Below are 19,328 nucleotides of genomic sequence, written 5' to 3'. Positions count from 1 at the left end.
CGGGGGGGTGTTCCGGCCCACGCGCCCACCACCGGACCCGAGGAGACCCGATGGCCACCGGCACCGTGCAGTCCTACCACGTGAACCTCGGGTACGGTCTGATCACCCCCGACGACGACGGGCGGCCGCTGTACGTGTACGACGACTCGATCCTGACGGCGGCCGGCGCGGACCGGGTGCTCGCGGAGGGGCAGCGGGTGGAGTTCGACCCGACCGAGCAGGAGGGCCGCCGGGTCGCCGAGCGGGTGCGGCGGCTGGACTGACCCGCCCCCGCTCTCCCGCCGCGGCTGTCCCGCCGCGGCTGTCCCGCTGCGGCTGTCCCTGCGAAACCGCAGGTGGAAAACCGGTCCGGCCGACGATCGGCGCCCCCGTACGATGAGGGTCCATGGAAATGACGACTGCCCTCTGGTCCTTCGCCCTCGTCGTGGGGCTGCTGACACTCACCCCGGGGCTGGACACCGCCCTGATCCTGCGGACGTCGGCGCTGGGCCATCGGCGGCAGGCGTGGGGCGTGGTGCTCGGCATCCAGACCGGCACGCTGCTCTGGGGGGCGCTCACCTCGGCCGGGGTGACGGCGCTGCTCACCGCCTCGCGGATCGGCTACGAGGTGCTGCGCTGGGCGGGCGCCGCGTACCTGGTGTGGATGGGGATCGGGATGATCCGGGCCCGGGTCAAGGACGGGGCCGGGGACGGGGCCGGGGACGGACCGGAGGAGGAGCAGGCCCCGGCTGGCGGCCTGGCGGCCGGCTGGCGGCGCGGCCTGCTGACCAATCTGCTCAACCCCAAGGTGGGCGTCTTCTACGTGGCGGTGCTGCCGCAGTTCATCCCGGCGGGGGCGCCGCACTTCGCCGCCGGGGTGGCGCTGACCTGCGTGCACGTGGTGGAGGGGCTGCTCTGGTCGGTGGTGCTGGTGGGCTTCGCCCGGGCGCTGCGCGGCTGGCTGCGCCGCCCGGCGGCGCGCCGGGCGATGGACCGGGTGACCGGTGTGGTGGTGGTCGGGTTCGGCGTGAAGCTGGCGGTCGCCGACTGACACCCCCGGGACGGGGGCGGGCTCAGCGGTCCAACCGGCCCAAACCCTCCTGGAGATCGTCCGGGGTCATGCAGATGTGCATGTCGATGTGGGCGTTGAACTCCAACCAGAACGGTTCGCAGATCTTGACGACGGCCGCTTCGTCGGGCACGTCGACCACGACGATCTGGCAGCGCCGGCCGTGGCGGGGGAAGGCGTAGGCGGCCTCGGGCCGGAGGTCGGCCATGATCTGGTTGAACCTGGCCGTGATGGCGCCGTCGGCGATGGCCCGGTTGGCGGTCTGGGTGTCGAGTTCGATCTCCAGCAGCGCGCGCATGGCGGTGCTCCTTCCCGGGCTCGGGCGAGTCCTCGACTCCAGCGTCCCGCCGTCCGGAGGGGCCCGCAATTCACCCGTTCGGCGGTACCGAGTTGGCTGCCGCGCGGAACCGCGGGCTGCACTGGAGGCGACCGGGCGACGACGGACCGTCGCCGGAGAGCGCGTGAGCCGCGCGAGCAGGAACAGGAGCCGTCCCATGGCGATCATCGCGGTGTTCGACCTCCCCGGGGTCACCCAGGAGCAGTACGAGGAGTCGGTGGACCGGCTGACCGGCGGCACCGGGCTGAACCGGCCCGAGGACTGGCCGGTGCGCGGCCTGCTGCTGCACGCGGCCGGTCCGCTGCCGGACGGCGAGGGCTGGCACGTCACCGACGTCTGGGAGTCCCGGGAGGCCTTCGAGCACTTCGCGGCGGTGCTGCTGCCGATCCTGCGCGAGGTGGGCATGGCGACCGCCCCGCCGATGATCTGCGAGGCCTACAACGTCGTCAGCTGAACCCGGCCCGCGCCGCCCCCCGCGCCGCCCGGCGCACCGCCCCCCGCACCGCCCGACGCACCGCCCGCCGCGGGGTCGTGCCCGACGTCGGACGGGAGGTCGGGCCCGGGATCGTGGTGGATCGGCCCGTCGCCGGCGCTGAGCGGCAGGCAGCCGCCGCCCCGCCGGTGGGCGACGATCTCGGCGGCGACCGAGACGGCCGTCTCCTCGGGGGTGCGGGCGCCGAGGTCGAGGCCGATGGGGGAGTGCAGCCGGGCGAGTTCGGTGCCGGTCAGCCCGGCCGCGCGCAGCCCGGCCGCGCGCTCGCGGTGGGTGCGGCGCGAGCCCATCGCGCCGACGAAGCCGAGCGGCAGCCGCAGCGCGCGTTCCAGCAGGGGGATGTCGAACTTGGCGTCATGGGTGAGCACGCAGAGCACCGTGCGGCCGTCCAGCCGGTCCAGCTGGGAGTCCAGGTAGCGGTGCGGCCAGTCGACGACGACCTCGTCGGCGTCGGGGAAGCGCCGTGCGGTGGCGAAGACGGGCCGGGCGTCGCAGACGGTGACGCGGTAGCCGAGGAACCGGCCGATCCGGACGACCGCGGCGGCGAAGTCGATCGCGCCGAACACCAGCATCCGGGGCGCGGGCACGTAGGACTCGACGAACAGGGTGACGGTGCCCCGCCCGTGCGGGTCGCAGGGGCGCCCGTCGGGGCCGAGGACGAGCCGGCCGGTGCGGCCGGCGTCGAGCATGGCGCGCGCCTCGGCGACGACGGCCCGCTGCAGCGGCGCCGGGGGCAGGGCGCCGTGGTGGGTGTCGGCGGTGACGGCGACCGCGCGGCCCAGCAGCCCGGCGGGGCCGGCGGCCTCGGCGGACCCGGCGACCACCCGGGCGAGCGCCACGGGGGTGCCGGCGGCGATCAGCGCGAGGCCGGCGTCGAGCGCCGGGTCCGCGCCGGGGACGACCGGCTGGACGAGCACCTCCAGGACGCCGCCGCAGGTCAGCCCGACGGCGAAGGCGTCCTCGTCGCTGTAGCCGAACCGTTCCAGCACCGGCTCGCCGGAGGCCAGGGCGGCCCGGCACAGCTCGTAGACGGCCCCCTCGACGCAGCCGCCGGAGACGCTGCCGACGACCTCGCCGTCCGCGTCGACGGCGAGCGCGGCGCCCGGGTCGCGCGGGGCGCTGCCGGTGATGCCGACCACCGTGGCCACGGCGAAGGAGCGGCCGGACGCGTGCCAGGCCAGCAGCTGCTCGGCGATGTCCTGCATGACGGGAGCTCCTTTGCGCTTCCGAGGGTAGGCGCACCGGGCCACCGGGGCGCCGCCGTACCGGGCCGTACGGAGAACGATCCGGTACCGCGGTCGGGTACTCCCGGCGGGCCGTGCCGCGGCGATGCTACGGGGCGTCAGGGCTCCCCGGCCGCTCCGTGGCCGCGCGCTCGGTGCTCAGGTGCCCGGGCCGCTCGGTGCTCAGGTGCCCGGGTCGCTCGGTGCCGGGCCGCTCGGCGCCGGGCCGCTCAGCTGCGCGGGCCGCTCGGTGGTCAGGTGCTCCGGCCGGACCGGGATCCGCCGCAGGTCCAGCCCGGTGGCGTCCCGGATGGCCGCCACGATGGAAGGCGTGGCCGAGACGGTCGACGCCTCGCCGGCCCCGCGCAGCCCGTACGGGGCGTGCGGATCGGGCAGTTCGAGGATCTCGACCGGCAGCGGCGGGGTGTCCAGGATGGTCGGGATCAGGTAGTCGGTGAAGGAGGCGTTGCGCACCTTCCCGTCCCGCACGACGATCTCCTCCATCACCGCGAGCCCGAGCGCCTGGGCGCAGCCGCCCTGGATCTGGCCGGCCACCGCCACCGGGTTGAGCGCCTTGCCGACGTCCTGGGCGGAGGCCAGCTCGACCACCTTGACCAGGCCGAGTTCCACGTCCACGTCGACCACCGCGCGGTTGGCGCAGAAGCTGTACTGGACGTGGCCGAAGCCCTGCCCGGTCTCCTTGTCGAACGGGACGGTCGGGCGGTGGTGGTACTCGCGGGTCAGCTCGATCGGGTCGTCGCCGACCAGCTCGGCCAGTGGGACCAGGGGGACCGGCGGGACCAGCGGGCCGCCGGACGCGGAGACGACCGCGCCGCCGGCGAGCGCGAGGTCGGGATCGGTCCAGCCGTAGCGGCGCCGGCCCCGTTCGATCAGCTCCCGCCGGACGGCCTCGGCGGCCAGTTTGACCGCGCCGCCCGTCATGTAGGTCTGCCGGGAGGCGGAGGTCGAACCGGCCGAGCCGACCCCGGTGTCGGCGGGGTGGATGGTCACCTGTTCGACGCCCAGCTCGGTGCGGGCGATCTGCGCGTGCACGGTGACGCCGCCCTGGCCGACCTCGGCCATCGCGGTGTGCACCAGGGCCACCGGCTCGCCGCCGATCACCTCCAGCCGCACCCGGGCGGTGGAGTAGTCGTCGAAGCCCTCGGAGTAGCCGACGTTCTTGATGCCGACCGAGTAGCCGACGCCGCGCACCACGCCCTCGCCGTGCGAGGTGTTGGACAGCGCGCCGGGCAGCCGCCGCGGATCGGGGTCGTCGGGGTCGAGGGGCGGCGGCAGCGGCAGGTCCTTGACCCGCCGCAGCAGGTCGGCGACCGGCGCCGGCGCGTCGATCTCCTGGCCGGTGGGCATCCGGTCGCCCTGCCGCACGGCGTTGAGCCGCCGGAACTCGACCGGTCCATGCCCAGTTCGGCGGCCAGCCGGTCCATCTGGCTCTCGTAGCCGAACGCCGCCTGCACCGCGCCGAAGCCGCGCATCGCCCCGCAGGACGGGTTGTTGCTGTACAGCGCGAGGGCGTGCATCCGCACGTTCGGGATCACGTACGGGCCGTTCCCCAGCGAGGCGGCGTTGCCGACCACGGCGGGCGAGGAGGAGGCGTACGCGCCGCCGTCCAGCACGATCCGGGCGTCGGAGTAGACCAGCCGGCCGTCCCGGGTGGCGCCGTGCTCGTAGGTCATCCGCGCCGGGTGCCGGTGCACATGGCCGAAGAACGACTCGTCCCGGGAGTAGACGATCTTGACCGGGCGGCCGGTGCGCAGCGCCAGCAGGCAGGCGTGGATCTGCATCGAGAGGTCCTCGCGGCCGCCGAACGCCCCGCCGACGCCGGCCAGGGTGAGCCTGACCTTCTCCTCCGGCAGTCCGAGCACCGGCGCCATCTGCCGGCGGTCCACGTGCAGCCACTGGGTGGCGATGTAGAGGTCGACGCCGCCGTCCTCGGCGGGTACCGCCAGTCCGGACTCGGGGCCGAGGAAGGCCTGGTCCTGCATGCCGACCTCGTAGCTGCCGCGCACCACCACGTCCGCCATCGCCCGCACCTCGTCGGTGACGCCGAGGCCGGAGACCAGCCGCTGCTCGTGGCAGATGTTGCCGTGCGCGTGCGCCTTGTACTCGTGCGGCTCGTGCACGTACCCGTGGGTCCGCGGGTCGAGGCACTGCTCCTCGGTGACGATCGGGGTGAGCACCTCGTACGCGACCTTGATCCGTCCGGCCGCGCGCCGGGCGGTCTCCGGGTGGTCGGCGGCGACCAGCGCGACCGGCTCGCCGTGGTAGCGGACCCGGTCGATCGCCAGGGCGGGCTGGTCGGCGATCTCCAGGCCGTAGTACTTGGCACCGGGGATGTCCTCGTGGGTGAGCACCGCGGCCACCCCGGGCACGGCGAGCGCCTCGGAGACGTCGACGGAGAGGATGTTCGCCCGGGGGTGCGGCGAGCGCAGCGCCGTTCCCCAGAGCATGTCCTGGTGCCACAGGTCGGAGGCGAAGGCGAACTCGCCGCGCGCCTTCAGCGTGCCGTCCGGGCGCAGCGGCGAGCCGCCGACGCCGTGGGTGCTGCTCTGCCGGATCGCCTGGAGGTTCTTCTGGCCCTGGATGGTGCGCGCGTTCATCCGGTCACCTCCCTACCGGCGCCCGCCCGGGCCGACGCCAGCCGCACCGCGTCCATGATCTTCTCGTAGCCGGTGCACCGGCACAGGTTGCCCGACAGCGCCTCGCGGATGTCGGCGTCGGACGGCCGCGGGTCGCGGGCCAGCAGCGCGTCGGTCTGCACCAGCAGGCCCGGGGTGCAGAAGCCGCACTGGACGGCGCCGGCGTCCACGAACGCCTGCTGGACCAGGCCGAGGCCGCCGTCCCCGGGGCCCAGGCCCTCGACGGTGCGCACCTCGCGGCCCTGCGCCTGGCCGGCCGCGACCAGGCAGGCGCAGACCGGCACGCCGTCCAGGTAGACGGTGCAGGAGCCGCACTCGCCCTGCTCGCAGGCGTTCTTGGACCCGGGCAGGCCGACGCGTTCGCGCAGCACGTGCAGCAGGCTCTCGCCCTCCCACACGTCGTCGGCCTCGACCGGCCTGCCGTTGGCGGTGAACGTGACCCTCATGGCGCACCCCTGATCTGCCGGCGGTAGTCGTTCCAGGCCCAGGTGAGCGTGCGCCGCGCCATCACGGCGAGCGCGTGCCGCCGGTAGCCGGCGCTGCCCCGGACGTCGTCGATCGGGTCGGCGGCGGCCGTGACCAGCTCGCCGAAGCGCCGCAGCACCCCGGCGTCCGGCGGCTCGCCGCTCTCCCACAGGCCGCGTTCGGCGAGCACCGCGCCCAGGTAGTCCTCGGCCTCGACGGCGCGGCGCGGGGTGGGGGCGGCCGAGCCGATGCCGGTGCCGACGGTGCCGGTGCGCGGGTGCAGGGCGAGGGCGAAGGCGCAGACCGCGATCACCATCGCGTTGCGGGTGCCGACCTTGGAGAACTGCTGGGGGCCGTCGGCGGCGGGGATCCGTACGGCGCGGATCAGCTCGTCGGCGGCCAGGGCGTTGCGCTTCACGCCGGTGTAGAACGCGTCGATCGGGATCAGCCGGGTGCCGCGCACCGAGGCCGCCTCGACCAGCACGTCCCGGCCGGCGGCCAGCAGCGGCGGGTGGCAGTCGCCGGCGGGGGAGGCCGCGCCCAGGTTGCCGCCGACGGTGCCCCGGTTGCGGATCTGCGGGGAGCCGACGGTGCGGGCGGCCAGCGTCAGGCCGGGCAGCGGTCCGGACAGCTCGGCGATGATCCGGCTGTAGGGGACGGCGGCGCCGAGCCGCACCACCGCGCCGTCCCGCGACCAGCCGGTGAGCTCGCCGACCCGGGTCAGGTCGAGGATCGCGGGCGGGCGGCGGAGGTCGAAGTTCAGCTCGACCATGACGTCCGTGCCGCCCGCGAGGGGCAGCGCGTCCGGGTGCCCGGCCTTCGCCGCGAGCGCCTCGTCCCAGGTGGCGGGGCGAAGGAACTCCATGCGGACGCCTCCTCACGTGCTTCCCGCCCGGCCGGGGTCGTGTCCGGGGGTGTCCGGCCAGTGAACCGCGACGACCGGGGCGCCGGCAGTCACCGATGGCATGAGCCCCGGCCACGGCGGTGCCCGGCATCCTGTACGTTCCTCTAAAGGGCCCGCGTGCGGGACGTCGCCGCGGCCCGGCCGCCCGCGCGCTCCCCCCTACGACCGTAATCCGGCCGTGATCCCCGGGCCACGGGCCCGCGATCCGGGCACCCGCGGGTCGTGACGCCGAGCACGGATGTTCGGGCACACTGTGACCGCGGACCGAGCGCTCGGACCACCCCACCCCACCTCCAGCCCCTAAGGAGCCCGCGGAATGCGTGTCCGTGACCTGCTCGCCCCCGGCGCCCCGCGCCTGCGCCTGCTCGCGGCCGAGGAGGAGCTGGACCGGCAGGTCAGCGGGGTGATGACGACGGACCTGCACGATCCCGGGCGGTATCTGCACGGCGGCGAGCTGGTCCTCACCGGCATGCTCTGGCGCACCGCCCCGGCCGACTCCGAGCGGTTCGTGCGCACCCTGGCGGCCGGCGGCGCGGTGGCCCTGGCGGCCGGCGAGGCCGAGGTCGGCCCGGTCCCCGAGGACCTCGTCGAGGCCTGCCGCCGGCACCGGATGCCGCTGCTCGCCGTGCCCGACGACATCGCCTTCGGCACCGTCACCGAGTTCGTCGGCCGGCAGGTCTCCGCCGACCGGGCGGCCGACCTGGCCGCGCTCGTCGACCGGCACCGGATGCTGGTCTCGGCGGCCGGCGGCGGGGGACTGGACGCCGTCCTCGACCTGCTCGGCGGCGACCTCGACCTCGACTGCTGGGTGCTCACCCCGGCCGGCGCGGTGATCGCAGGTCCCGCCGACCGGCTGCCCGCGGAGGACCGCGACCAGCTGGTGCGCGCCCACCTCACGGCGCAGCGCCAGCGCCGCCGCCCCCCGTACCGGACCCGCCTGGCGGCCGGCGTCTACTCGCTGCTGCCCGCGCCCGCCGCCCCGGACGCCGCCTCCCCGCTGGCGGACTGGGTGCTCGCGGTGGCCGGCGACGTCACCGAGTGGACCGCCAAGCGCCAGCAGCTCGCCGAGAACCTCGCCCGGCTGGTCGCCGCCGAGCGCCACCGCCGCGACGAGGGCCGCCGGCTGCGCCGCCGCCTCGCCGACGAGGTGCTCGCCCTGCTGCGGCGCGACGCCGACCCGGCGGAGATCGGCCGCACCCTGTACGCGTCCTCGGCGATGACCGCCCGCGACGAGGGCCCCGGGTCCGGGGCGCCGGCGGCGGACGAGGCCTGGCTGGTGCTCAGCGCCGAGGGCGCGGGCCTGCCCGAGGGCGCGCTGCGGGCCGTCCTGGAGGAGGCGCTGGGCGGCGCCGCGGACCGGGCGCTGGTCGCCGGGGCCGGGACCGGCGCGGTGGTGCTGATGCCCGCGCCGGACGGCCCGGTGCCGGCCGAGGGGCTGCGCGAACTGCTCGCCCCGCTGGAGGCGGGGCTCGGTCCGGAGGCCCGGATCACCCTCGGCGTCTCCGCCCCCACCCGGGAGGTGGTGGGCCTGCGCGGCGCGCTGGAGGAGGCCCGGCACGCCCGCCGGATCGCGGCCGCCCGGGTCGGCCGGGTCTGCGTGGCCGGGCCGGAGGAGCTGGCCTCGCACGTGCTGCTGCTGGCGGCCGTCCCCGACGAGGTCCGCCGGGCCTTCCGCGGCCGGCTGCTGGACACCGTGATCGCCTACGACCTGGAGCACCAGGGGGACCTGGTCCGCACCCTGGAGGCGTTCCTGCGTTCGGACGGCTCGTGGACCAGGTGCGCCGCCCAGCTGCACGTCCACGTCAACACCCTGCGCTACCGGATCGGCCGCATCGAGGAGTTGACGGGCCGCGACCTGTCCCGGCTGGAGGACCGGGTGGACTTCTACCTGGCGCTCGAACTGGCCTGAGGCCGAGCGCGCCACCCCGCCCCGGAGGCGAGCGGGTGGGTAACGCCGCCCCGTCCCGAGCCGAAGGGTGAGGCGAGCGGGTGAGCAACGGCGGCCCCGGAGCGCCGGAGGCTCCGGGGCCGCCGCCGTCACGGGCGGGGGCCGGCTACTGGGCCGGGATGATGCCGGTGAGCCACTCGAAGACGCCCGGCACCATGTCCTTCCACACGTCGCTGGAGTGCGGCCCGGTGGTCTCGACGACCTGCACGGTGGTGGGCGCCTTCGCGGCGGCGGCGATCGCCTGGCCGTCCTCGTAGCCGTCGCCCTTGTTGCCCGAGACGTACAGCGCGACCTTCGGCGGCTGGGCGGCGCCCTTCACGATGGCGACCGGGTTGTTGGCCTCGCGCAGCTTCGCGTCCTTGCCGACCAGCGAGTCCTTCTCGGTCGCCGGGTCGTTGTAGCCCGAGAGGCTGACGCCGGCCCGGTAGCGGTTCGGGTGGGCGAGCGAGAGCTTGGCGGCGCAGTGGGCGCCCGCCGAGTAGCCGGCGATCGCCCAGCGGTCGGCGGACGGGTCGGCCCGGAAGTTGTCCAGGATCATCTGCGGCACGTCCCGGGTGAGCCAGGTGTCCGCGTTGACCTTGCCCGGCACGTCGGTGCAGCCGGCGTCGGTGCGGTTGCCCAGCAGCAGGGTGCGCGGCGAGACCAGGATGAACGGCGCCACCTTGCCCTGCTGCATCAGCGGCTTCAGCTGCTCGGAGACCTTGAGGGTGCCGTACCAGGTGGAGGAGGAGCCCGGGTAGCCGGGGATCAGCTCGACCACCGGGAACTTCTTGTCCTTGAACGCCGGGTCGTTGTACTGCGGCGGCAGCCAGACCAGCACCTCGCCGTCGACGCCGGACAGCTGGCCCTTGAGGTCGGTCTTCTGGACGTCGCCGGGCACCTTGGGGTCGTCGACGCCGCGGAAGGCCTGCTGGACCTTGTTGGCCGGCGGGTGGGCCGCCGCGTCGGCGGCCGGCGCGCCGCCCCCGCCCCCGGCCGCAGCCGGGGCCGCGCCCTGGCCGGCGCCCGCGGCGGGCTCCTGCGGCGGCACGGGGGGCACCGCCCGCACGTGGTTGCCGGTGCCGAGCAGGTCGTCCCAGCTGCCGTAGATGAGGTTGGCGTTGTTGACCATGACGAAGACCATGACCACCGCGGTGGCCTGGCAGAACACGATCATGGCGAGCCTGGACAGGACGCGCACCGGCTTGGGGCCCTTGACCCGGCCCCAGAACCACATCGCCACCGCGATGGAGACCGGCACGAGGACGACCGTGCAGATGAGGAATGGCGTACCTGTCAGTTGCATGAAGTTCTCGTATCCGGGTTCGAAGCCGCCCGGGCCCCACTCGCCCGGAGCGCCACCTCAATGGCATCAGACGGCGGGGAACCTGGATCGGTTGCCGTCGGAATCTGTGCGGAACCTGAGAGGAACATCACGTTCCCGCGAAGCCCCCCGTTTCGGGTCCGCCCCAGTCTGCCACCCCGGCGGACCCGGCTCGGACCTCGCACCCGGCGGACTCCCGGGAAACCGCCCGCGGGGCACGATACCGTCCGGACGGATCGCCCCACCGGGCGAGGCGGTGCGAACGCGCGTCCGCCGGGAAGCGAGACTATGGGGATGAGCACAACCCGCATGAGTCCCGTCCGCCGGCTGAGGCCCGCCGCCGCCGCGCTGGCCGTCCTGGCCCTCACGGTCGCCGTCGCCGGCTGCAGCAGCACCGGAGGCAGACGCGCCGAGGAGGCCCGCGCCAAGGCCGCGGCCGCCGCCGGCGGCGCCGTCACCACCCCGCGCTGGAAGGTCGCCATGGTGACCCACGCGGGCGCCGGCGACGCCTTCTGGGACACCGTGCGCAAGGGCGCCGAGCAGGCCGCCGCCAAGGACAACATCACCTTCCTGTACTCCAACGACGCGCAGACCCAGAACCAGGTCCAGCTCGTCCAGGCCGCCATCGACCAGAAGGTCGACGGCCTGCTGGTCACCCTCGCCAAGGGCGACGCGATGGCCGACGTGCTCGGCAAGGCCAAGGCCGCCGGCATCCCGGTGATCACCATCAACTCCGGCCAGGAGTTCTCCGCGAAGTTCGGCGCGCTCACCCACATCGGCCAGGACGAGGCCACCGCCGGCCAGGCCGCCGGCACCGAGCTGGAGCGGCGCGGGCGCAAGAACGTCCTGTGCGTGATCCACGAGCAGGGCAACGTCGGCCAGGAGCAGCGCTGCTCCGGCGCCCGGGGCACCGCCGGCGGCGCCTTCCAGGTGCTGTACGTCGACGGCGTCAACATGCCCGACGCCCGCGCGGCGATCTCCGCCAAGCTCCAGGCCGACCCCGCGATCGACACCGTGCTCACCCTCTCCGGCCCGATGGCGGCCACCGGCCTGCAGGCGATCCAGGACGCCCACCGCCCGGTCGAGCTGGACACCTTCGACCTGGGCACGCAGGTGGTGTCCGGCCTCAAGGCGGGCACCGTCGGCTTCGCCGTCGACCAGCAGCCCTACCTCCAGGGCTACCAGGGCGTCGACCTGCTCTGGCTCTACCGCTTCAATCTCAACATGCTCGGCGGCGGCAAGCCGGTGGCCACCGGCCCGCAGATCCTCACCGCGGAGAACGCGGACGCGCTCGCCGAGTACGTCGCGAGGGGGACCAGGTGAGCGTCCCCGACGTCCTGGCGGCCGAGCGCCGGGAGCGCCCGGCCGCGCTGCGCCGGCTGGCCGGGCGGCCCGAGCTGGGCGCGCTGATCGCGGCCGCCGCGGTCTTCCTGGTCTTCGCCGCCGTCGCCGAGCCCTTCCTGCGGGTCTCCTCGCTGGGCACCGTGCTGTACGCGGCCTCCACCATCGGGATCATGGCCGTCCCGGTCGCGCTGCTGATGATCGGCGGCGAGTTCGACCTCTCGGCCGGCGTCCTGGTCACCACCGCCGCGCTGACCTCGTCGATGGTCTCCTACCAGCTCACCGCGGTGACCTGGGTGGGCGTGCTGGTCTCGCTGGCCGTCACGCTGGTGGTCGGCCTGTTCAACGGCTGGATGCTGGCGCGCACCAAGCTGCCGAGCTTCATCGTCACCCTCGGCACCTTCCTGATGCTGACCGGCGCCAACCTCGGCGTCACCAAGCTGGTCTCCGGCACCGTCTCCACCAAGCCGATCTCCGACATGGAGGGCTTCGCCTCCTGCCGCTGGCTGTTCGCCTCCGAGGTCACCGTCGGCGGGCTGACGGTCAAGGCGACCGTCTGGTGGTGGCTGGGCCTGCTGCTGGCCGGCAGCTGGGTGCTGCTGCGCACCCGCTTCGGCAACTGGATCTTCGCGGTCGGCGGGGACGCGGACGCGGCCCGCGCGGTGGGCGTCCCGGTCGCCCGGACGAAGACCGTGCTCTACCTGTTCGTCGGCTTCGGCGCCTGGGTGCTCGGCCAGCACCTGCTGTTCTCCTTCGACACCGTGCAGTCCGGCGAGGGCGTCGGCAACGAGCTGATCTACATCGTCGCGGCCGTCATCGGCGGCTGCCTGATCACCGGCGGCTACGGCTCGGTGGCCGGCTCCGCGCTGGGCGCGCTGATCTTCGGCATGGCCAGCAAGGGCATCATCTACGCCCAGTGGAACCCCGACTGGTTCAAGTTCTTCCTGGGCGCGATGCTGCTGCTCGCCGCCCTGCTGAACTCCTGGGTCAAGCGCCGCGCCGAACGGGGGCCCCGATGACCGAGCTCCTCTCCCTGCGGGGTGTCGGCAAGACCTACGGCACCGTGCGCGCGCTGGAGGACGTCTCGCTGACCCTGCGGGCGGGCGAGATCAGCTGCGTGCTCGGCGACAACGGCGCCGGCAAGTCCACCCTGATCAAGATCATCGCCGGGCTGCACCGGCACGACGAGGGCACCTTCACGGTGGGCGGCGAGGAGGTCCGCTTCGACTCGCCGCGCCAGGCCCTGGACCGCGGCATCGCCACCGTCTACCAGGACCTCGCCGTGGTGCCGCTGATGCCCGTCTGGCGCAATTTCTTCCTCGGTTCCGAGCAGGGGTACAAGCGCTGGGGCGGGCTGCGGATCGACGCCGACGGCATGCGCGACACCACCCGCCGGGCGCTCGCCGACATGGGCATCGACCTGCCCGACGTCGACCGCCCGATCGGCACCCTGTCCGGCGGCCAGCGCCAGTGCGTGGCCATCGCCCGCGCCGTGCACTTCGGCGCGAAGGTGCTGATCCTGGACGAGCCGACCGCCGCGCTCGGCGTCAAGCAGTCCGGGGTGGTGCTCAAGTACGTCACCGCCGCCCGGGACGCCGGACTCGGCGTGGTGCTGATCACCCACAACCCGCACCACGCGTACCTGGTCGGGGACCACTTCACCCTGCTCAAGCGGGGCCGGATGGCCGGCAGCCACCCCCGGGCGGAGATCGGCCTCGAACAGCTCACCACCGAGATGGCCGGCGGCTCCGACCTCGCCGAGCTCTCCCACGAGCTGTCCCGCGCCGACCTGCCCCCCGGTCCCGATCCCGTCGACCCCGAGGAGCGTCCGCAGCCGTGACCAGCCCCCAAGGCGGCACCCGGCCGCCGGTCCTGCCCACCCTGCTCGGCCTCGGGCCGCGTGCCGAGCGCCGCCGCCGGGCGCTGCCCGCCGGCGTGCTGCGGCTGCCCACCATCGGCGTCGACATCGGCGGCACCAAGGTCGTCGCCGGCGTGGTCGACGGCGAGGGCAAGGTGCTGGAGAAGCTGCGCACCGACACGCCCCACAAGTCCAAGAGCGCCAAGGTGGTCGAGGACGTCATCGTCGAGCTGGTGCTGGAGCTCGCCGACCGGCACGACGTGCACGCGGTGGGCGTCGGCGCGGCCGGCTGGGTCGACGCCGACCGCTCCACCGTGCTGTTCGCCCCGCACCTCAACTGGCGCGGCGAGCCGCTCCAGGAGGCGCTCAGCGGCCGGCTGCGGTTCCCGGTGATCGTCGAGAACGACGCCAACGCCGCCGCCTGGGCCGAGTGGCGCTTCGGCGCCGGCCGGGGCGAGGAGCACATGGTGATGCTCACCCTCGGCACCGGCATCGGCGGCGCGGTGGTCCGCGACGGCTTCGTCGACCGGGGCAAGTACGGGCTGGCCGGCGAGTTCGGGCACATGCAGGTGGTGCCCGGCGGCCACCGCTGCCCGTGCGGCAACCGAGGCTGCTGGGAGCAGTACTCCTCCGGCAACGCGCTGGTGCGCGACGCCCGCGAGCTGGTCGCCGAGGAGTCCCCGGTGGTCCAGCCGCTGCTGGCCCGGGCCGGCGGCACCGTCGAGGGCATCACCGGCCCGCTGGTCACCGAGGCCGCCCGGGCCGGCGACCCGACCGCCACCGAGCTGCTCTACGAGGTCGGCACCTGGCTCGGCGTCGGCATCGCCAACCTGGCCGCCGCCCTCGACCCGGGCCGCTTCGTCATCGGCGGCGGCGTCTCCGAGGCCGGCGACCTGCTGCTCGGCCCGGCCCGCGACACCTTCCGCCGCACCCTCACCGGCCGCGGCTTCCGCCCCGAGGCGGCCATCGTGCACGCCGCCCTCGGCAACGAGGCCGGCCTGGTCGGCGCCGCCGACCTCGCCCGCCAGGTCGCCCGCCGCTTCCGCACCATCAAGCGCCGCCGGGTGGAGCGCGCCGTGCCGTGACCGGCCGCCCGGCGGGTCCTCCCGGTGGCGTGTCAACTACCCGTTGGTAGCGACGCGGCACTGTTGTCGGGGTCATGGCTCCTGTGAAACAACGGAGTTGACGTCGACTCAGAGGAGTATCGGATGAGAGCACTGGCCCGCGTCGCCCCACCGCTCCTGCTCGCCACCGCCCTGGTGTGGTCCACCACCGGACCCGCCGGGGCGGCGCCGCCGCCGGCCAAGGTCCCGGAGGCGGTCGGCTGGGGCGGGGCGGTGGCCAGCGTGGACGCCGACGCCACGGCGGCCGGCATCGAGGTGCTGCGCAAGGGCGGCAACGCCGTGGACGCGGCGGTGGCGGTCGCCGCGGCGCTCGGGGTCACCGAGCCGTACTCCGCCGGGATCGGCGGCGGCGGGTACTTCGTCTACTACGACCACGCCACCGGCAAGGTGCACACCATCGACGGCCGGGAGACCGCCTCCCGCAAGGCCGACACCTCACTGTTCCTGGAGAACGGCGCGCCGCTGCCGTTCGCCGACGCCGTCACCAGCGGCCTGTCGGTGGGCGTGCCCGGCTCCCCGGCCACCTGGGAGACCGCCGTCGGGCTCTGGGGCCGGCGCGACTTCGCCGACGCGCTGAAGCCCGCCCAGCGGATCGCCGAGCGGGGCTTCACCGTCGACCAGACCTTCCAGGACCAGACCGCGCTCAACCAGGCCCGGTTCAAGGACTTCCCCGACACCGCGAAGCTCTTCCTGCCCGGCGGCGCGCTCCCGGCCGTCGGCTCCACCTTCCGCAACCCCGACCTCGCCGCCACCTACCGCCAGCTCGGCAAGGAGGGCACCGCGGCGCTCTACCGGGGCGCGATCGGCGAGGACATCGTCCGCACCGTCCAGCACCCGCCGGTCGACCCCGCCTCCGGCCGCACCGCCCGCCCCGGCCAGGTGGACGCCGCCGACCTGGCCGCGTACCGGGTCCGCCGCCAGCAGCCCACCCACGTCGCCTACCGGGACTACGACGTCTACTCGATCGCCCCCTCCAGCTCCGGCGGCACCACCGTCGGCGAGGCGCTCGGCATCCTGGAGGACGGCGAGCTCGCCGACGACGACGCCACGCAGTACTACCACCACTTCCTGGAGGCCTCCCGGCTCTCCTTCGCCGACCGCAACCGCTGGGTCGGCGACCCGGCGTTCAACGACGTGCCGGTCAAGGAGCTGCTCTCCGCCCGCTACGCGGCCTCCCGCGCCTGCCTGATCAGCCCCGACCGCGCGCTCACCAGCCCGGTCGCCCCCGGCGACCCGCGCCACCCGGCCGGCTGCCCGGACGCCGCCCCGGCGCCCGCCGCCGAGCCCTACGAGGGCCTGAGCACCAGCCACCTCACCGTGGCCGACCGCTGGGGCAACGTCGTCTCCTACACCCTCACCCTGGAGCAGACCGGCGGCAGCGGCATCACCGTCCCCGGCCGGGGCTTCCTGCTCAATAACGAACTGACCGACTTCAACTTCACCCCGCTCTTCCCCGGGGTGCCCGACCCCAACCTGCCCGGCCCCGGCAAGCGGCCGCGCTCCTCGCTCTCGCCGACCATCGTGCTGCGCGACGGCGAGCCCGTGCTGGCGGCCGGCTCGCCCGGCGGCGCGACCATCATCACCACCACCCTCCAGGTGCTGCTCGGCCGCCTCGACCGGGGACTGAGCCTGGAGCAGGCGATCGCCGCGCCGCGCGCCAGCCAGCGCAACACCGCCGCCACCCAGGCCGAGCCGGCCTTCCTGGCGCTGCCCGAACGGGCCCGGCTGGAGGCGCTCGGCCACGTGTTCGCCGCCACGCCGGAGATCGGCGCCGCGACCGGCGTCGAGCGGCTGCCGGACGGACGCTGGCTGGCCGCCGCCGAACCGGTGCGCCGCGGCGGCGGCTCGGCGGCGGTGGTCCGGCCCGCGCCGTGAGGCCGGGCCGGGCTGTCGGTGCCGTTCGGTAGATTCGGGGTGGGCGTCCTGCCGGGCGCCCGCCCCTGTCGGTACCGAACCGTCCGTACTGGACCGTCCGTACCGAACCGTCCGTACCGAACCGCCACCGGGAAGGCCGCCCGCCGTGACCGTCCGCATCGCCACCTGGAACATCAACTCCGTCACCGCGCGGCTGCCCAAGCTCCTCGAATGGCTGGAGAGCGCCAAGCCCGACGTGCTCTGCCTCCAGGAGCTCAAGTGCGCCGCCGACGCCTTCCCCTACGAGCCGGTCCGCGAGCTCGGCTACGAGACCGCCGCGCACGGCACCGGCCGGTGGAACGGCGTGGCGATCGTCTCCCGGATCGGCCTCGACGACGTCGTGCGCGACCTGCCCGAGCAGCCCGGCTACCTCGCCGACGACGCCCTGCTGCCCGACGTCGAGCCGCGCGCCGTCGCCGCCACCTGCGGCCCGGTCCGGGTCTGGTCGGTCTACGTGCCCAACGGCCGCGAGGTCGACCACGCCCACTACCGCTACAAGCTGGAGTGGCTGGAGGCGCTGCGCCGCGCCTCGCTGGAGGACGCGGCCGGCGAGCGCCCGTTCGCCGTCCTCGGCGACTTCAACATCGCGCCCGGCGACGAGGACGTCTTCGACGTGGCCGCCTTCGAGGGCCTCACCCATGTCACCCCCGCCGAGCGGGCCGCCCTCGCCGCCCTCGACGCGGCCGGCCTGCACGACGTGGTGCCGCGCCCGCTGAAGTACGACCGCCCCTACACCTACTGGGACTACCGCCAGCTGGCCTTCCCGAAGAACCGGGGCATGCGGATCGACCTCACCTACGCCAACAAGCCCTTCGTCGACGCCGTCACCGACAGTTACGTCGACCGTGAGGCACGCAAGGGCAAGGGCACCTCGGACCACGCCCCGGTCGTCGTCGACCTGGACCTCTGACCACGGCTCCGGCCCCGGCCGGGTGACGCAGGGTGGCGGGGGCTCCCTCGAACGGGCCAGAGCGGTGGCCGGGTGCGCGGTGGGTGCCTACCGTCGGTGAGTGACCGGGTGTGGTTGTTCGATCACGAGGGACGTCGGAGTCCCCGGCCGCGCCCGAGAGAATCCCGGAGGTTCCGGTATGCGCCCCACGCGTACGGCCGCCGCCGCCCTGATCGGCGCGACGCTGCTGACCGGTCTGACCGCCCCCCTGGCACTGGCCAGGGACGGCGCGGCCACGGTCAGCCCGTCCCAGGCCGCACCGGGCCAGACCGTGACGGTCACGGTCGCCTGTGAGAAGTCCGACAAGCCCGAAGCCAAGACGATCACCGCCCGCTCGCCGGCCTTCGAGGGCGGCCCCGCCACCCTCACGCTCGGCGCGGACGGCAAGCACACCGGCTCCGCCCGCCTGGCGGACAAGGGCGGCGGCGACAACAAGGTCGACGGCACCTGCCCCGACGGAGCCGCCTTCACCACCAGCGTCACGGTGACCACGGTCTCGGTGTCCACCGGCTCCGGCGGTGCCGCCGCGGCCGGCGGCTCCGCACCCTCGGGCATCGGCGGGTGGAGCGAGGCGGCCGGCGAGTGGGCGGGCTCGCTCGGGCAGTCCGGCGCCGGCAGCCACCAGGTCGCCCCGCACGGCGCGGTGGAGACCGGTCTGGGCGGCTCGATCGCGGCGAACCCGGCGGAGCTGGCCGGCGGCGCGCTGCTGGTCGCGGGCGGGATCGGCGGCTTCTGGCTGCTGCGGCGACGCACGGGCGCCGGGTCCGCCTGATCGTGACGAAGGTGCCGCCGGACGGGGTGTCCGGCGGCACCTTCGTGCGGTCAGGCCGTGCCGTCGGGCAGGACGGTGGTGGTGTCCCGCGGCTTCTGATCCTGCTGCTCGTCCTGCTGGTCCTGCTCGTCCTGCTGGTTCTGCTGGTCCTCCTGGGCCGCGGCGGCCCGCAGCGCGCCGGTCGCCAGCAGGTACTGCGCGAGGATGTAGGTGGCCATGATCCAGAACTCGTGCCCCCGCAGCTGGCGCCAGTTGGCCAGCTTGGTGGCGATCAGGGTGTCCGAGAGCAGGAACAGCGCCCCGCCCAGCCCGGCCCGCACACCCAGCCCGGCCGAGGTCACCGCCGTCGAGGCGAGCAGCAGGCTGTACCCGGCCACCGGGATCCGCAGGTCCCCGAGATCCGGCCAGAGCAGGGCCACCATCGAGGCCCAGGCCGTCGCGTACGCCGCCGCGACCACCAGCGTCCGGCGCCGGTCGGTCAGCGCGCCCTGGCCGACGAACATCGTCACGTAGCAGACGTGCGCCGCCGCGAACGAGCCCATTCCGGCCAGGAACGCGGGGTCCGAGCCGAGCTGGAGCAGCACGTCGCCGCCCGCGCTGGCCAGCAGCGCCGGCGCCAGCAGCTTCGGCGCCCGCCGGCCGGCCGCGGTGGCGCTGACGACGCTGTGCGCGGCCAGCAGCGGCATCAGCGCCGGCTTGGTGGCGTGCCGCAGCGCCGGAGTGTCGGTCAGCAGCGCCCCCAGGTGGGCCGCCGAGGTGGTGGCGAAGCCGGCGAGCAGCCCGGAGGCCGAGCGCAGCCGGCCGCCGAGAACGGCGCGGGTGGTCGTACGGATGCTCATACGGCGGTGTCCTCCGGGTGGGTGGGGGAGCGGATGGTGGGCGGACGGCCCGTGCCGGGCACGATAGGGGACGGGGACGGGGGTCCGGAAGAGATTGTTACCGGTGCGTAGATCCGGCGGGGAGGCCGGGGTGACGTCTCGCCGGGCCGGCCC

General features: G+C 74.8%; 17 protein-coding genes and 1 pseudogene. 11 read left to right on the top strand and 7 right to left on the bottom strand.

The annotated features are described in order from the left end of the window. The first annotated feature begins 50 nt into the window (after positions 1 to 50). On the top strand, positions 51 to 263 hold the full coding sequence (locus ABTX81_RS09770; protein WP_350542700.1) for a cold-shock protein: 213 nt from the start codon (positions 51 to 53) through the stop codon (positions 261 to 263). 122 nt (positions 264 to 385) lie between these two features. Then, the gene (locus tag ABTX81_RS09765) at positions 386 to 1,030 is read left to right on the top strand and encodes a LysE family translocator (protein WP_350542699.1); all 645 of its coding nucleotides are present in this window, start codon (positions 386 to 388) and stop codon (positions 1,028 to 1,030) included. Positions 1,031 to 1,052: 22 nt separating this feature from the next. Here the strand turns inward: ABTX81_RS09765 and ABTX81_RS09760 are convergent, their stop codons facing one another. After that, a complete protein-coding gene (locus tag ABTX81_RS09760) occupies positions 1,053 to 1,346 on the bottom strand; it encodes a hypothetical protein (protein ID WP_350542698.1) in 294 nt (97 codons plus the stop codon). A gap of 196 nt (positions 1,347 to 1,542) precedes the next feature. Between ABTX81_RS09760 and ABTX81_RS09755 the strand changes: the two genes are divergently transcribed. Continuing rightward, positions 1,543 to 1,839, top strand: a complete 297-nt coding sequence (locus tag ABTX81_RS09755) for a hypothetical protein (protein WP_350542697.1) — start codon at positions 1,543 to 1,545, stop codon at positions 1,837 to 1,839. On the opposite strand, the gene ABTX81_RS09750 is transcribed toward ABTX81_RS09755, so the two are convergent. The 4 genes and pseudogenes from ABTX81_RS09750 to ABTX81_RS09735 form a co-directional block, all read right to left on the bottom strand. Continuing rightward, complete coding sequence (locus ABTX81_RS09750) at positions 1,821 to 3,083, bottom strand: XdhC family protein (protein ID WP_350542696.1); 1,263 nt, start codon at positions 3,081 to 3,083, stop codon at positions 1,821 to 1,823. The genes ABTX81_RS09755 and ABTX81_RS09750 overlap by 19 nt on opposite strands. A gap of 201 nt (positions 3,084 to 3,284) precedes the next feature. Beyond that, positions 3,285 to 5,719: pseudogene (gene pucD, locus ABTX81_RS09745) on the bottom strand (xanthine dehydrogenase subunit D). After that, positions 5,716 to 6,204, bottom strand: a complete 489-nt coding sequence (locus ABTX81_RS09740; RefSeq protein WP_350542695.1) for a (2Fe-2S)-binding protein — start codon at positions 6,202 to 6,204, stop codon at positions 5,716 to 5,718. Before ABTX81_RS09740 ends, pucD begins: the two are co-directional and overlap by 4 nt. Next, complete coding sequence (locus ABTX81_RS09735; RefSeq protein WP_350542694.1) at positions 6,201 to 7,088, bottom strand: FAD binding domain-containing protein; 888 nt, start codon at positions 7,086 to 7,088, stop codon at positions 6,201 to 6,203. Before ABTX81_RS09735 ends, ABTX81_RS09740 begins: the two co-directional genes overlap by 4 nt. Before the next feature lie 355 nt (positions 7,089 to 7,443). Here ABTX81_RS09735 and ABTX81_RS09730 point away from each other — a divergent pair, with 355 nt between their 5' ends. Continuing rightward, positions 7,444 to 9,036, top strand: a complete 1,593-nt coding sequence (locus tag ABTX81_RS09730; protein WP_350542693.1) for a PucR family transcriptional regulator — start codon at positions 7,444 to 7,446, stop codon at positions 9,034 to 9,036. Positions 9,037 to 9,181: 145 nt separating this feature from the next. Here ABTX81_RS09730 and ABTX81_RS09725 read toward each other — a convergent pair whose 3' ends face one another. Further along, complete coding sequence (locus tag ABTX81_RS09725) at positions 9,182 to 10,360, bottom strand: alpha/beta hydrolase (RefSeq protein WP_350542692.1); 1,179 nt, start codon at positions 10,358 to 10,360, stop codon at positions 9,182 to 9,184. Between the two features lie 327 nt (positions 10,361 to 10,687). On the opposite strand from ABTX81_RS09725, the gene ABTX81_RS09720 reads away from it, so the two are divergent. From ABTX81_RS09720 to ABTX81_RS09690, 7 genes are all read left to right on the top strand, one after another. Continuing rightward, positions 10,688 to 11,701, top strand: a complete 1,014-nt coding sequence (locus tag ABTX81_RS09720; RefSeq protein ID WP_502892740.1) for a substrate-binding domain-containing protein — start codon at positions 10,688 to 10,690, stop codon at positions 11,699 to 11,701. Then, on the top strand, positions 11,698 to 12,738 hold the full coding sequence (locus ABTX81_RS09715) for an ABC transporter permease (RefSeq protein WP_350542690.1): 1,041 nt from the start codon (positions 11,698 to 11,700) through the stop codon (positions 12,736 to 12,738). The genes ABTX81_RS09720 and ABTX81_RS09715 overlap by 4 nt, the downstream gene beginning before the upstream one ends. Then, positions 12,735 to 13,559, top strand: coding sequence for an ATP-binding cassette domain-containing protein (locus ABTX81_RS09710; RefSeq protein WP_350542689.1), 825 nt, complete (start codon positions 12,735 to 12,737; stop codon positions 13,557 to 13,559). Before ABTX81_RS09715 ends, ABTX81_RS09710 begins: the two co-directional genes overlap by 4 nt. Beyond that, positions 13,556 to 14,662: an ROK family glucokinase gene (locus tag ABTX81_RS09705; RefSeq protein WP_502892735.1), complete on the top strand. Its 1,107-nt coding sequence runs from the start codon at positions 13,556 to 13,558 to the stop codon at positions 14,660 to 14,662. Before ABTX81_RS09710 ends, ABTX81_RS09705 begins: the two co-directional genes overlap by 4 nt. A 123-nt stretch (positions 14,663 to 14,785) precedes the next feature. Next, positions 14,786 to 16,576: a gamma-glutamyltransferase gene (gene ggt, locus ABTX81_RS09700; protein WP_350542688.1), complete on the top strand. Its 1,791-nt coding sequence runs from the start codon at positions 14,786 to 14,788 to the stop codon at positions 16,574 to 16,576. Positions 16,577 to 16,721: 145 nt separating this feature from the next. Next, entirely contained in the window at positions 16,722 to 17,525 is an 804-nt protein-coding gene (locus ABTX81_RS09695) for an exodeoxyribonuclease III (protein ID WP_350542687.1), read from the top strand. Positions 17,526 to 17,703: 178 nt separating this feature from the next. Further along, positions 17,704 to 18,336: a hypothetical protein gene (locus ABTX81_RS09690; RefSeq protein ID WP_350542686.1), complete on the top strand. Its 633-nt coding sequence runs from the start codon at positions 17,704 to 17,706 to the stop codon at positions 18,334 to 18,336. A gap of 50 nt (positions 18,337 to 18,386) precedes the next feature. Here ABTX81_RS09690 and ABTX81_RS09685 read toward each other — a convergent pair whose 3' ends face one another. Continuing rightward, positions 18,387 to 19,175 carry a lysoplasmalogenase gene (locus ABTX81_RS09685; protein ID WP_350542685.1) on the bottom strand — a complete coding sequence of 263 codons (789 nt, stop codon included), beginning with the start codon at positions 19,173 to 19,175 and terminating at the stop codon, positions 18,387 to 18,389. Positions 19,176 to 19,328: the final 153 nt, after the last annotated feature.

Source organism: Kitasatospora sp. NPDC097605, assembly GCF_040302725.1.
GTDB lineage: Bacteria > Actinomycetota > Actinomycetes > Streptomycetales > Streptomycetaceae > Kitasatospora.
Note: the sequence above shows the minus strand (reverse complement) of the source record. Positions and strands in the feature narration are given on the sequence as shown.